Source organism: Cohnella cellulosilytica (assembly GCF_042431195.1).
Classification (GTDB): domain Bacteria; phylum Bacillota; class Bacilli; order Paenibacillales; family Paenibacillaceae; genus Cohnella; species Cohnella cellulosilytica.
Map to the genome: position 1 here is coordinate 19,726 of NZ_JBHMDN010000078.1, position 12,497 is coordinate 32,222.

At 61.3% G+C, this 12,497-nt stretch carries 11 protein-coding genes; 8 read left to right on the plus strand and 3 right to left on the minus strand.

Translation table 11 applies throughout. From position 1 onward, the window contains the following. Window positions 1–5: 5 nt before the first annotated feature. Genes ACFFT4_RS32475 through ACFFT4_RS32495 form a run of 5 tightly spaced genes read left to right on the plus strand, consistent with a single transcriptional unit; the run spans window position 6 to window position 5,938 of the window. Window positions 6–725: a pilus assembly protein gene (locus ACFFT4_RS32475; protein ID WP_378053527.1), complete on the plus strand. Its 720-nt coding sequence runs from the start codon at window positions 6–8 to the stop codon at window positions 723–725. After that, window positions 722–2,920 carry a hypothetical protein gene (locus ACFFT4_RS32480; RefSeq protein ID WP_378053529.1) on the plus strand — a complete coding sequence of 733 codons (2,199 nt, stop codon included), beginning with the start codon at window positions 722–724 and terminating at the stop codon, window positions 2,918–2,920. Before ACFFT4_RS32475 ends, ACFFT4_RS32480 begins: the two co-directional genes overlap by 4 nt. After that, window positions 2,883–3,860: a TadE/TadG family type IV pilus assembly protein gene (locus ACFFT4_RS32485; protein ID WP_378053531.1), complete on the plus strand. Its 978-nt coding sequence runs from the start codon at window positions 2,883–2,885 to the stop codon at window positions 3,858–3,860. Before ACFFT4_RS32480 ends, ACFFT4_RS32485 begins: the two co-directional genes overlap by 38 nt. Further along, on the plus strand, window positions 3,857–4,342 hold the full coding sequence (locus tag ACFFT4_RS32490; protein WP_378053533.1) for an A24 family peptidase: 486 nt from the start codon (window positions 3,857–3,859) through the stop codon (window positions 4,340–4,342). Before ACFFT4_RS32485 ends, ACFFT4_RS32490 begins: the two co-directional genes overlap by 4 nt. Window positions 4,343–4,348: 6 nt before the next feature. Next, a complete protein-coding gene (locus tag ACFFT4_RS32495) occupies window positions 4,349–5,938 on the plus strand; it encodes a DUF6382 and FHA domain-containing protein (RefSeq protein ID WP_378053535.1) in 1,590 nt (529 codons plus the stop codon). A 334-nt stretch (window positions 5,939–6,272) separates the two neighbouring features. On the opposite strand, the gene ACFFT4_RS32500 is transcribed toward ACFFT4_RS32495, so the two are convergent. The 3 genes from ACFFT4_RS32500 to ACFFT4_RS32510 form a co-directional block, all read right to left on the minus strand. After that, window positions 6,273–7,178, minus strand: a complete 906-nt coding sequence (locus tag ACFFT4_RS32500) for a TIGR01777 family oxidoreductase (protein ID WP_378053537.1) — start codon at window positions 7,176–7,178, stop codon at window positions 6,273–6,275. 24 nt (window positions 7,179–7,202) lie between these two features. Further along, window positions 7,203–7,616, minus strand: coding sequence for a LytA/YqiH family protein (locus ACFFT4_RS32505; RefSeq protein ID WP_378053539.1), 414 nt, complete (start codon window positions 7,614–7,616; stop codon window positions 7,203–7,205). A gap of 82 nt (window positions 7,617–7,698) precedes the next feature. Then, window positions 7,699–8,133: a DUF2621 family protein gene (locus tag ACFFT4_RS32510; RefSeq protein WP_378053541.1), complete on the minus strand. Its 435-nt coding sequence runs from the start codon at window positions 8,131–8,133 to the stop codon at window positions 7,699–7,701. 134 nt (window positions 8,134–8,267) lie between these two features. Between ACFFT4_RS32510 and ACFFT4_RS32515 the strand changes: the two genes are divergently transcribed. From ACFFT4_RS32515 to tkt, 3 genes are all read left to right on the plus strand, one after another. Further along, window positions 8,268–9,389: a deoxyribonuclease IV gene (locus ACFFT4_RS32515; protein ID WP_378053543.1), complete on the plus strand. Its 1,122-nt coding sequence runs from the start codon at window positions 8,268–8,270 to the stop codon at window positions 9,387–9,389. A gap of 45 nt (window positions 9,390–9,434) precedes the next feature. After that, on the plus strand, window positions 9,435–10,334 hold the full coding sequence (gene purU, locus ACFFT4_RS32520) for a formyltetrahydrofolate deformylase (protein WP_378053545.1): 900 nt from the start codon (window positions 9,435–9,437) through the stop codon (window positions 10,332–10,334). 138 nt (window positions 10,335–10,472) lie between these two features. Beyond that, a complete protein-coding gene (gene tkt, locus ACFFT4_RS32525; RefSeq protein WP_378053547.1) occupies window positions 10,473–12,485 on the plus strand; it encodes a transketolase in 2,013 nt (670 codons plus the stop codon). The last annotated feature ends 12 nt before the right edge of the window (window positions 12,486–12,497 follow it).

The window sequence follows — 12,497 nt, forward strand, 5'->3', positions numbered from 1 at the left end:
AATCGATGGAGAGAAAGCCGCTGGAGAGAGGAAGGGCAATGGCGGATTCGTCCGGCTCGTTTACGCTCGAAGCGTCCATGCTGCTTCCTTGGGTGCTGATGCTGACCTTTATGCTGCTCTTCTTCGCGCTTTACATTTCGCAGGGAGCGCTGCTCTATTACAGCTCGTCCGTCATGGCCGAAAGAGCCGCGTTCGGGTGGTCGAACTCCTCTTCCGACGTACGCACGGGCGGTTACTCCCCGGGACGGTACGACGGCTTGTATTGGCGGTTGACCGACGACGCTTTGGTTCAAAGCCTGTTCGGCCTCGCTTCGGGAGAGGCGGGATCGCGCGCCGAGGTGTACCCCGACATGGAAGAGGGGGAAGGCGGGGGCGCCGTCGGCAAGCTGAAACGGGCGGCCTATGCGACGACGGCCAAGCACCGTATAGGCACTGGAGAGCTGCGCTACCGGAACGTCGGCCTTAAACGCGAGATCGATGCGGAGCTGTCCAGTGTATGGCTTGCGGTTCCGCTTGTCCGTTTCCGGGGAGGGGGCCCTGCGGAAGCGCAGGTGACCGCGCTTGTCGTGGAGCCGGCGGAATTCGTGCGCTCGTTCGATTTGGTCCGCTATTACGCGGCCAAGCTGCGCGGCGCGCCGGAAGGGGAAGAGAAGCGGCGCGCCCAAGCCGGCGAAGTGTTGAACAAGCGCAAGGAGCCGCTGGGGAAGGGAGGACTCGGAGGATGAGAAACACGCGGGCGAAGGGGACTTCCGGGGCCGTGTCGGTCTACTTCATCGTGGCGACGGCTTCGCTTTTTCTGCTGACCTCCCTGCTGATCGATTTCGCCCGCATCGCGGCCTTCCGCAAGCAGGCGGAGCTGGCGGTCAAGTCCGGCGCGCGTTCGGCGATGTCGTCTTTCGATCCGCTTGTTTACGCCAAATACGGCTTGTTTATCCGGGGAGGCGAAGCCGCGAACGACATCTTTCAAGCGACGCTGGAGGGAAACTCCCCGGCGGAAGGCGGCGGGGAGTTCGCTTTCTTGGATACGCGCTGGGAGCGGGCGGAGGTGACGGAGAGCAGGCCGCTGGCCGGCCACGATTTATTTCGCAGGCAGATTCTGGAGGAGATGAAATACAAGGCGCCGATCGATCTGACGATCGAGCTGGCCGGTCGATTCAAGGGGCTGTCGGGCACGATGAAGGAGGCGGCCCGCACCGTGGATCTGCTGGAGCGGATGCGCCAAGCCTACGATCGCAGGGAGAAAGCGCTGGACGAAGCGTACGATAGCCAGAAGAAACACGGCGAGAGAGCGGGGCGGCGGGCCGAAACCGCGCTCGGTCCGGCGGGAGGAGTCGTCTCGGGCTATAGCGACTATGTCGCGAAGAGAGAGGAGGACAAGTCGAGAAGGGAGTCCCTTCGGCGTTGGGAGGAGGAGCGGCGCAAACGGCTGGACAACGGAGAAGATCCGGAAGAGATCGAGCGGGATAAGCCGGAGGGGCCGCGCTACGAAGCGGAGGTCGCGGCGTACGAGTCGCGGGCCGTCGCGGCGGCCCGCGAGCTCGGAAGGGCTTCCGACGAAACGCGGGCGGAAAGCAACGGCTTTGTCTCCAAAGCCAGGGAGGCGCTGGCCCGGGCAAGGCAGGCCAACGAAGAGATGATCGCGATCGTGGAGCAATCGAACCGTGCGGACGGGGCGAACGGAGAGACAAGCGGAGACGCGATGGAAGCCGAACACCGCCACACGATGGAGGAGCTTCGCAAGTCCGCGGAAGATTTGATTTTGAAGCCCGGATTTTTCAGCGATTACGGCGCCGAGATCGACCGGCAGTACGCCGACGGCGTTTCGCTGGCGGGAGAATTAAGCTCTTACTCGTCGTTGATAGGCTCCGCTCCCGGCTCTACCGGCATGGGAGCGGCCTTAAGCGCCGGGGAAACGCGGGCGAACGGCCGCCTTTCCGAATTTTCCGGGAGCTACGGTTCGGGAGGCCGCGTCGTCGCGGCGCGGCTGAAGCTTCTGGAAGATCATCGTTCCCATGACGACGAGCGCAAGCGGGCGGAGAGCGAGGCCGAAGCCGAGTGGCAGGGCGCGGGAAAGTTTTTGAACTCGTTCTCCGGGTTGTCAGGCTCCGAAGAGGACCAGGCAGGCTTCGAACGCGTCGGCGAATTGTACAAGACCAATCGGGAATGGAACCGGGCGGAGGAGGAGGCGGTCAGGGGGAACCGGAACGGCGATCCTTCGCAAGGCAGAGACGAGGCGCTGACTTCGGTTAACGGCCTGCTGGACGTGCTGGAAGGCGCGGTTGAAGGGACGCGGGATCAACTTTATTTTTCCGAGTATACGCTGGGAAGAATGTCGCATTTCGCTCCTTCCTCCGTCAAGAACCTGCTGGGAGCGAGCCCGGGCTCCTTGGATGTTCACGCTCAGGAAACCGAGTACATTTTATACGGCTTGAATCATCCTTCAGGCAACATCGCGGCGGCGTACGGGGAGATTTTCGCCTTCCGCCTGGCGATCCGCACGGTGGAAGGATTGATCGAGTGCCGAACGATGGGGCATCCCTTGCTGGTTCTGGCCGCGGCGCTCGTCTACGGCATTACGCAAGCGATGTCGGACATGGGCGCGCTGCTGAACACCGGTAAAATCCAACTGTCGAAATATTTGAAGGTAGACACGTACTATACCGATTACTTGCGCCTTTTCCTGCTGCTTCACGGGGGCGGCGCGAATCCGACGGCGAGAACGATCGCGGTGATGGAGCATGCATCCGGACTCGATTTTCGCGGCGCTTATACGTATGCGAGCGGAGAGGGGACCGCGTCGATTCGTTTATGGTTTTTTCCGGGCCTGCTTAAGGTAATGGGGAAAGTGGGGAATTTGGGAGGAACGATAAAGGGGAACCGCTATGAAGCGACGTATATCGCAGATCACTCCTACGTATAGACGGACCGGTGCGGCCGGGGCCGCCTCGGGCAGCGTGACGCTGGAGAGCGCCCTTGTTATGCCGATTTTCCTGTTGTTTGTCCTGTTTCTGATCTTCCTGGTGCAGACGGCGGTCGTCTCCATGGCGCTGCACGGCGCATTGTCGCAAACGGCAAGGCAGGCGGCTTCGGCCTGGTACCCGGTCGCGCTGGCGACGGACAAGGCCAGGGGCTCCGAGCTGAACCGGCAGCTCGAGCAGTGGAACGACAAGTGGCTCAGCGTGGCGGATACGCTCGGCGAGTACGGACGGTGGCTGCCCGCTCCGATGAACGAATGGGCGGAGAAGGCTTCCTCCGTATCGTTCTCGGTCGAGGAGCATGCCGCCAGGCTCGCGTTCGGGGAGCTGATGAAGCCTTTTCTGGACCGCCGTGTTCTGAATTCGGCCAACGTCCGTATCGTCGCGGTCGGACTTCCGGATGTCGAGGATCGGGCGAACGCTTATTTGACCTTGGAAGGCGAATATGCGCTGCCGATGAGAGTTCCTTTTCTCGGACGCAGACTCGTGCTGCGGGAGTCGGCCAGAGAACGGGTGTGGATCGGAGGAAGCCCCTCGTCCTCCCGACAAGCCGGCGAAGAGCGGACGGGCGAGCCGTTCGAGGCAGCATTCGTATCGCTCGATCCGAATCCGGTAAAGCCGGGGCGCAAGGCGACGCTGGTCATCCGGACCGAACTGGGGACGGTCGTCGATCTATCGATCCTGTACAAGAGCGGCCCGAGCCAGGCGAAAAATCTCGGAAGTGCGGTGGCGGACGAATCCGGATTGGTCTCGTGGACCTGGCACGTTTCCGGAAGAACGACGCCGGGACAATGGAGCATGCAAGTAACGAACGGAGACGGCGGGATCTGGCAGCATTTGTTCGAGGTTGCGGGCAAAGCCGCGAGCGAGGAGGGAAAAAGTTGACTTGGTGGGAATGGCTCGTTGTCGGCGCGCTGCTGGGCGCGGCTTGCTGGACGGATTTGCGCCGCATGCGGATCCCGAACGGACTGAATCTGATCTTCGCGGCCGGAGGATTGACGTATCACGGGCTCTCGCACGGAAGCCAGGGCTTGGCTTGGGCCTGCCTCGGGGCGTTATGCGGCATAGTGCCGCTGTACGCGATGAATCGTCTGGGCGGCATCGGCGGAGGGGACGTCAAATGGTTCGGAGCGTTCGGCACATGGGCCGGGCCTTCGCTCGCCTTCGAGCTGCTGATCGTCTCCGTGCTGATCGGGGGAGCGATCGCCTGCGTCGTTTTGGCGCTTCGGGCTCCGGGCTTGCGGTCGTTGGGGCGAAAGCTGAGATGGCCGTGGGGAGACCATCCGGCCGCCGGAGGAAGGAAGATCGCCTTCCCTTTTATGCTGGCGGTCGCTCCGGGATTTCTGATTCTATTGGGGAAAGGGTAGAGGCGAATGAAGACGGAGCTATCGGCGAGGTTCGAGCAGCGCAGAGGACTTGCGATGGTGCTGGAGCGGGACCCGCCGCTGACCCGAAGCGACATCAACGAGACGCAGCTGCGCATGCTTCAGCGCTGCGAAACGGCTTCGCTGCTTCCGCTTGAAGTCGAAGAGTTCGACGGACGGGTCGTTTTGAGGTACGCGCTGGCCGGAACGCGCATGCTTGCGGAAGCGGCAAGAGCTTCGCGGTGGACGATGGGCGAGATGATGGAGGCGCTGTGCAGGCTGGCGGATACGCTTGAGGAGTGCAGAATGATCATGCTGGACGTCGAGCGGGTGCGACTGGAGGACGAGTTCATCTTCGCAGGTAATGAGATTCAGGATTTGCGCTTTACTTACGTGCCTCTTATTCTGCCCCCGCCCAATTGGAAAGAAGGTTTGGAGAAATTGATCGTCCGGTGGATGATGCGCGTGCGAGAGCCGGACGGGCCGATCTTTCAGCAGGTGCTGCGGCTTGTAACCTCGACGGATTTCGTGCCGGCGGCTCTGGGACGGCTGGGCAAGCAATATTTGGCCGAAGCGATAGGGGGAGAAGCGATCTCGCCGCTTCCGGTCGTCCGTCAACCGTTCGGGAGCGCGCCGAAGCTTCCGGAGGAGAGCGGACGCCAGGAGGCCGGGAGCAGGATGGAAGAACAGAAGCCCAGAGGCCGCTCCTGGGATTTGCTGCAGCCGATTTCCGGGGACCTTCGTCCGGTTTCCGAGCTATGGGGAGAGGCCGGGCAAGTCCGCTTCGATGAAGAGAAGCGAAAATTCGGAGCAAGCACGGACGATGAGGAGAGCCGGGAACGCTTCGATCCGGGGCGTTGGCGGATTATCGTCGTCGGCGCGCTTCTGCTGCTTCTTGCCTTCACCTGGAAGTTCATTTATTTGGACAACCCGGGGCAGCGGCAGCTGCTGATCGGCCTCTGTGCAACTTTATTTGCCGGGGCGGCGGCTCTTCTGCTGTGGAACGGGCCGCCCGGGTGGGCTTCGTTCGCCCGCGGGAGAGGTTCGGAGGAACCGGGCCCCGCGGAGATCGAGGCCGCTTTCCGTCATCCGCAGCCGGCCGAGGAAGCGGGCGGCGAACCGGGATGGACGCCTCCGGGCTTCGCCGCTGCCGCCAGGCCGCACGCGCGGCGTCCGGCGGCGGACGATGTGCCGGAGCGGGGAGCAGGAGCGCCGGAGACGGCATGGATTGCCGGGCAGGATCGAACGGCTCTGCTGGACAAGCAGGCTTCCGCCGGAACGGAAGCGTATTGCCTCGTCTGGAAGTCGGGGGACGATCGGCTGCGGATTCCTCTGCGCGGGGATTCCCTCGTCATCGGCCGCTCCGGGGAAGCGGTCGACCATGTGGACGAAACGAATGGCGTTTCCCGGGCTCACGTGGAATTCGTGCGGGTTTCCGCGCAGTGGAAAGTCAAAGACCTCGGCTCCCGCAACGGCTCCCGCATCAACGACCAGCCGATGGCGCCCTACGAGCTGTATCCGCTGCAGCCGGGGGATTGTGTAACGCTGGCCCGCTCGGAATACCGGTTCCAGCTGGCGGAGGAAGTGCCCGGTGTCTGACCGGTTTGGGAGAGGAGACCGAAGAAGGTCTGACGTCCGACGGGTTTCGGAGAAGAGTCGGGTGAAGCGCCCGGCGTCTGACCGATGTCTATCCGGTTTCGGGGAGGAGGCAGAGGAGCAGACGGGAGCGAAGGGGGAGAAGCAAGCCCGCCTGTCTCCGCAAAAGAAGCCCTAGGGCGTGTATGCAAACCCGCTCAGGGGCATCTATCACCGCCTTTTCGCCCCCTGCTTCGTCACTTTTGTTTGACGTACCCCCGGTACGCCTTCACAAAAGTTCCTTGCATGGAACGAAAATTCGGCAACATCTGCTGTCCTCGGAGTATGCATACACGCCCTAGCGGGACAGGTCCCGCAGGGCTTCTTCCAATTTAGGGAAAGCGAATTTGAATCCGTGATCGAGCAGCTTGCGAGGCATCGCTTTCTGGCCGGTCAGCACAAGCGTGCTCATCTCGCCGAGGACGCCGCGCAGCAGGAAACCCGGAACCGGGAACCAGTGCGGCCGCTTCATGGCTTGGCCGAGCGCTCTGCCGAATTCGTCGTTGGACACCGGGTCGGGAGCGACCGCGTTCACGGGCCCTTCTATGGACGGATTGTCCAGGCAGAAGAGGATCAGCGCGACCATATCCTGCAGATGAATCCACGGCAGGCCCTGCTTTCCGTCCCCGATGCGCCCTCCTGCGAACAGGCGGTACGGCAGCCGGATCAGCGGGAAAGCCCCGCCATCGCGGGCGCAGACGAGTCCGATGCGCAGCTTGACCAGCCGCTTGGCCGGAATCCGGTCGGCCGCCTCTTCCCAGCGGACGACGGTGTCGCCCAGGAAGTCGGCCGGCCGCGCCGGAGACGATTCGTCGAACACTTCTTCGCCGGAATGACCGTACAGCGAAATGCCGGACGCGTTCACGACGACCTCGGGCGGATAACGCATGCGCTTCACGTGCTCGGCGATCCGTCCGGCGGCTTGAACGCGGGAGCTGACGATCCGTTCCTTGGCTTTGTCGCTCCAGCGCTGGTTAATCGTTTCTCCGGTCAGATTAACGATGCCGTCGAAGCCGGACAGGCGGTCCGGATCCGCTTCCCATTCCTCCCAGGTCACGTAGCGGGGGTGGGGAAGCGCGCTGTCGTAGGCCGCGTCGGCCGGCTTCTTCCTCGTCACGATCCACGCCTCGTCTCCTCTGGACAGCAGGGCGTGCGTTAATGCTTTGCCGATAAAACCACTTCCTCCGCACAGCAACAAGCGCATGCCGCGACCCTCCTCGCTCAACGATTACTGCTTATCGATGGAGACGATCGTTTTCTGCTCCAGCGTTCCGGCGTCGCCTTCCATTTTCTCAACGATATATTGGAATTTGACGGGAGTATTCTCCTCCCAGGAGCCGACTTTGTCGACGATTTCCGGACTGACCTGGAAACCCGCGGGACCTTGATCGGTATCGATTTCGACGGAATGGCTGTCCTGAAGTCCAACGAAATTGCCTGTTCCCTCGAATTGCTCCGGGGATGCGGGCGGGCTCTGGTTCTCCGTATCGGACGTCGGGCTCGCGGGCGGACTGGCCGAAGCGGAGGGGCTGGCGGACGGAGAGGAGCCGGAATTGCCATTGTCGCTGCAGGCCGTTCCCACCAATGCCAGAGCCAGCAGGGCCGCTCCCAGTGTCATCGTCATTCGGTTGCGTTTTTTCATCGTGTTGATGCACCTCCTAAGAGGTTAGACGAAGATTGGCGGCAAAGGTTTCGTTTTTCTCCGAAACGCCGCCCCCGGGCGGTTACTCCAACAGGTGGCTGTAGGCGGAATAATCGATATTTTTTTTCTCCAGGAAGCTGATCAGGCTCTTATGGTCCCGGGCGGGAGTCGCGCGTATGTAGCCCTCGATGCAGTGCTCCTTCGTCACCTCGGAGGCGCCGCTCTCCACCGCGATCTGGCCGATCTTGGCGGCGATAGAGTGGCTTGCAATATCGCGAAAAGGGGTCGGAACCGGAGATACGAGCGTCTGCAGCAGCTCCTTGGACTCGGGGGTCCACAGATCGCGGCTTCGTTCCACCCAATAGTTTTGCCAATCGAGCTTGGATTTCCCGTCTCTTTGCGGGAGCACCTTGAGGAATTTGCGGAACATGAAAAAGCCGCCCACACTCATGAACAAGACGAGCACGACCGTCCAGAACGCGATGAAATAAATAAACCAAGTTGGGGTCTCTCCCATAACGATCACCTCATCTTGAAATTATACCGCATTCCTAGATTTATTTCGACGTTCGCGATACAATAGGGAAATAATTGCGAGAACAAGCCCCGTAACCTCGGAGGGGACGGAACGAAGGCGAGAGGAGCCGGAAAATGTTGAAAATCGGATCTCATGTTTCTTTTGCGGACAAGGGGTTGCTGACGGCGACGAAGGAAGCGGTATCCTACGGGTCGAGCACTTTTATGATCTACACGGGCGCGCCGCAGAATACCCGCAGAAAGCCGATCGAGGATCTTTATATTCCCCAGGGCAAGGAAGCGATGGCGGAGGCGAGTATCGGCGAGATTGTCGTGCATGCGCCCTACATCGTAAATTTGGGTTCCTATAAGGAAGAAACTTACCGGCTGGCGGTCGATTTCCTCCAGGAGGAGATTCGCCGGACCCACAGCATCGGCGTCAAGAACATCGTGCTGCACCCGGGCGCGTATACGGAGAAGGACCCGGAATACGGCATCGCGCGCATTGCCGAAGGACTCAACGAGGTGCTGGAAGGAACGAAGGAGACGGACGTGAACATCGCGCTGGAGACGATGGCGGGCAAAGGCACCGAAATCGGCCGCAGCTTCGAGGAGCTGGCGCAAATTATCGAGCGCGTGCGGCTGAACGAGCGGTTGACCGTCTGCATGGACACGTGCCACATTCACGACGCGGGCTACGACATCGTCGGGGACATCGACGGCGTGCTGCACAAATTCAATGACGTCGTCGGCCTGGACCGGATTGCCGTCGTGCACGTCAACGACAGCAAAAATCCGCTGGGAGCGGCCAAGGACCGCCATGCCCCGATCGGCTCCGGCTGGATCGGATACGAAGGGATCGCGGGAGTGGTCGGGCACGAACTGCTGCAAGGCAAGCCGTTTATTCTCGAGACGCCGTGGATCGGCCAGAACGAACGCCCGATGTACGAAGCCGAGATCGCGATGCTCAGAGGAGACGCCGAAGAGAGATTCGGAGGCGAATTCATGGTCGACGTCGAACGGCTCCATCATTTCTTCGACAAGGTGGGCATCGATTCCCGCCTGTATGTGCTCAATACGTGGGAACTGTTGAAATCCGACGCCAAGGCGCGGAAAGCCGACCCTCGCGAACCGATGGAGAGGCTGTACGATATGCTGATGGAAAACCGCGTGCTTCCGGAGGACTACAGCGAAGAAGCGGTGAACCATCGGTTGCTCGCTTATTTGGCGGGCGAAGAGTGGCTGTCCCAACAATAAATCCTGCCCGCACGGGGCAGCGTCGATAAGTGAGGTAGAAGAACGATGAGTCACAATTACCAGTCTCAAGGCAATAAACGGCTCGAAGACAAAAGCGTGCGCGCGCGCATGCTCATTTCTTGCCCGGACAAAGCGGGAATCGTCGCCGCGGTATCGCAGTTCCTGTACGAGCAGGGAGCGAACATCGTCCAATCCGACCAATATACGATGGACCCGGAGGGCGGCATGTTCTTCATGCGGATCGAATTCGATCTGCACGAGCTGGAGCAGCGTTTGCCGTCGCTTCAGGAGGACTTCGGCCGCGTCGCGGACCGCTTCTCGATGCGGTGGAGCGTGTTCCGCGCGGCCCGGCGCAAGCGAATCGCGGTGTTCGTCTCGAAGGAGGACCACTGTCTGCTGGAGCTGCTCTGGCAGTGGCAGTCCGGCGATCTCGACGCCGAGATCAGCATGGTTATCAGCAACCACGAGGATATGCAGGGAATTGTGGAATCGTTCGGCATTCCTTATCATTACGTGCCGGTCACGGCGGACACGAAGGCCGAAGCCGAGCGCAAGCAGCGCGAGTTGATCGCCGGCAAGGTGGATCTGATCGTGCTCGCCCGCTACATGCAGATCGTGTCGCCGAAATTCATCGAGCAGTTTCATAACCGCATCATCAACATTCACCACTCCTTCCTGCCGGCGTTCGTCGGGGGCAAACCGTACCAGCAGGCCTACAATCGCGGGGTTAAACTGATCGGGGCGACGGCACACTATGTAACGGAAGAGCTGGACGGCGGACCGATCATCGAGCAGGACATTCAGCGGGTCAGCCACCGCGACAACGTCGCCGAGCTGAAGCGCATCGGCCGCCATATCGAGCGAATCGTGCTTGCCCGCGCCGTGAAATGGCATGTGGAGGACAGGCTGCTCGTCTATGAAAATAAAACCGTAGCGTTCGTGTAACGCCGGGCTCCGCAACGGGGTATTTCGAGCTGTCCGCGGCTCGTTAATCGAAAATCGAATAAATATGCAAATTCGGCTCGGCTGCCGCGGCGCAATCCGCGGCGGGCAGGCCAACAGTTAAGAGGAGGGCTTTTTTTCATGACAGCCAGTACGAAAACAATCGACCAATTATCCGTAACGACGATCCGCACCTTGTCTATCGATGCGATCGAGAAAGCGAAATCCGGTCACCCGGGCATGCCGATGGGGGCCGCCCCGATGGGGTATCAATTGTTCGCGAAAGCGATGAAGCACAATCCGTCCAACCCGCAATGGATCGACCGCGACCGGTTCGTTCTGTCCGCGGGCCACGGCTCGATGCTGCTGTACTCGCTGCTGCATCTGAGCGGGTACGATCTTCCGCTCGAGGAGCTGAAAAATTTCCGCCAATGGGGCTCTCTGACCCCGGGTCACCCGGAGTTCGGCCATACGGCGGGCGTCGACGCGACGACCGGCCCGCTCGGTCAAGGCATCGCGATGGCCGTCGGCATGGCGATGGCGGAAGCCCAACTGTCCGCCACTTATAATCGCGACGGCTTCGAGGTCGTTAATCATTTTACATATTCGATTTGCGGCGACGGGGATTTGTCCGAAGGCGTCGCATCGGAAGCCGCTTCGATGGCCGGCCATCTGAAGCTGGGCAAGCTGGTCGTGCTGTACGATTCCAACGACATCTCCCTCGACGGCGAGCTTAACCTGTCGTTCTCCGAGAACGTCGGCCAGCGCTTCGAAGCGTACGGCTGGCAATATCTCCGCGTGGAGGACGGCAACGATCTGGAAGCGCTGGCCAAGGCGATCGAGGCCGCTCAGGCCGAGTCCGGCAAGCCGACGCTGATCGAAGTGAAAACCGTCATCGGCTACGGTTCCCCGAACAAAGGCGGCAAGGGCGGCCATGCCGGACCGCACGGTTCCCCGCTCGGAACGGACGAAGCGGTGCTGACGAAGGCGTTCTACGAGTGGCCTCACGAGGAATTCCACGTGCCCGCGGAGGTGCGCGCCCATTTCGCCGCGATCAAGCAGGCGGGCGAACAGGCGAATGCCGCCTGGGACGCTCAGTTCGCGAAATACAAAGCCGCTCATCCCGAGCTGGCGGCGCAGTTCGAGCAGGCGCTGTCCGGCACGCTGCCGGAGGGCTGGGACGCGGACCTGCCGTCTTATACGACGGAGGACAAGCCGCTGTCCACGCGTGTCGCATCCGGCAACGCGATCAACGGGCTGGCCAAAAACGTACCGTTCCTCGTAGGCGGCTCCGCCGACCTGGAAAGCTCCACGATGACGCATATGAAAGGCTTGTCGGTGTATAAGCCGGGCAGCTACGACGGCCGCAATATCTACTTCGGCATTCGCGAATTCGCGATGGCCGCGGCGATGAACGGCATAATGCTGCACGGCGGCTTAAGAGTATACGGCGGCACGTTCTTCGTGTTCACCGACTACCTGCGTCCGGCCGTTCGTCTGGCGGCGCTGATGGGTCTGCCGGTCGTCTACGTGCTGACGCACGACAGCATCGCGGTCGGCGAAGACGGCCCGACGCACGAGCCGATCGAGCAGCTCGCTTCGATCCGCATTATTCCGAACCTGACGGTCATCCGTCCGGCCGACGGCAACGAGACTTCCGCGGCTTGGGCGTACGCGCTGCAAAACCGAAGCAACCCGGTCGCGCTTGTGCTGACCCGCCAAAACCTGCCGGTTCTCGACGGTACGGCGTCCGCTCGCGACAACATCGCCAAGGGCGGCTACGTCCTGTCCGAAGCGGCGAACGGTCAGCCGCAGGGCATTCTGATCGCGACGGGCTCCGAGGTCCAACTGGCGGTCGCTTCCCAGAAGGCGCTGGCCGAGCAGGGCATCCATGTTCGCGTCGTGAGCCTGCCGAGCTTCGATCTGTTCGAGAAGCAGGACGCCGGCTACAAGGAGAGCGTTTTGCCGAAGGCGGTCAAAGCGCGTCTGGCCATCGAGATGGCGCATCCGTTCGGATGGGAGCGCTACGTCGGCGACAACGGAGCGGTGCTGGGCATTGCCAAGTTCGGAGCATCCGCTCCGGGAGATCGCGTCATTAAAGAATACGGCTTTACGGTCGACAACGTCGTCGCCGAATTCAAAAAGCTGGTATAGACCAAACAGGGG

Coding starts and splice junctions, on each gene's coding strand:
- ACFFT4_RS32475 (WP_378053527.1), top strand. CDS start 6: ATGGAGAGAAAGCCGCTGGAGAGAGGAAGGGCAATGGCGGATTCGTCC.
- ACFFT4_RS32480 (WP_378053529.1), top strand. CDS start 722: ATGAGAAACACGCGGGCGAAGGGGACTTCCGGGGCCGTGTCGGTCTAC.
- ACFFT4_RS32485 (WP_378053531.1), top strand. CDS start 2,883: ATGAAGCGACGTATATCGCAGATCACTCCTACGTATAGACGGACCGGT.
- ACFFT4_RS32495 (WP_378053535.1), top strand. CDS start 4,349: ATGAAGACGGAGCTATCGGCGAGGTTCGAGCAGCGCAGAGGACTTGCG.
- ACFFT4_RS32500 (WP_378053537.1), bottom strand. CDS start 7,178: ATGCGCTTGTTGCTGTGCGGAGGAAGTGGTTTTATCGGCAAAGCATTA.
- ACFFT4_RS32505 (WP_378053539.1), bottom strand. CDS start 7,616: ATGAAAAAACGCAACCGAATGACGATGACACTGGGAGCGGCCCTGCTG.
- ACFFT4_RS32510 (WP_378053541.1), bottom strand. CDS start 8,133: ATGGGAGAGACCCCAACTTGGTTTATTTATTTCATCGCGTTCTGGACG.
- ACFFT4_RS32515 (WP_378053543.1), top strand. CDS start 8,268: ATGTTGAAAATCGGATCTCATGTTTCTTTTGCGGACAAGGGGTTGCTG.
- purU (WP_378053545.1), top strand. CDS start 9,435: ATGAGTCACAATTACCAGTCTCAAGGCAATAAACGGCTCGAAGACAAA.
- tkt (WP_378053547.1), top strand. CDS start 10,473: ATGACAGCCAGTACGAAAACAATCGACCAATTATCCGTAACGACGATC.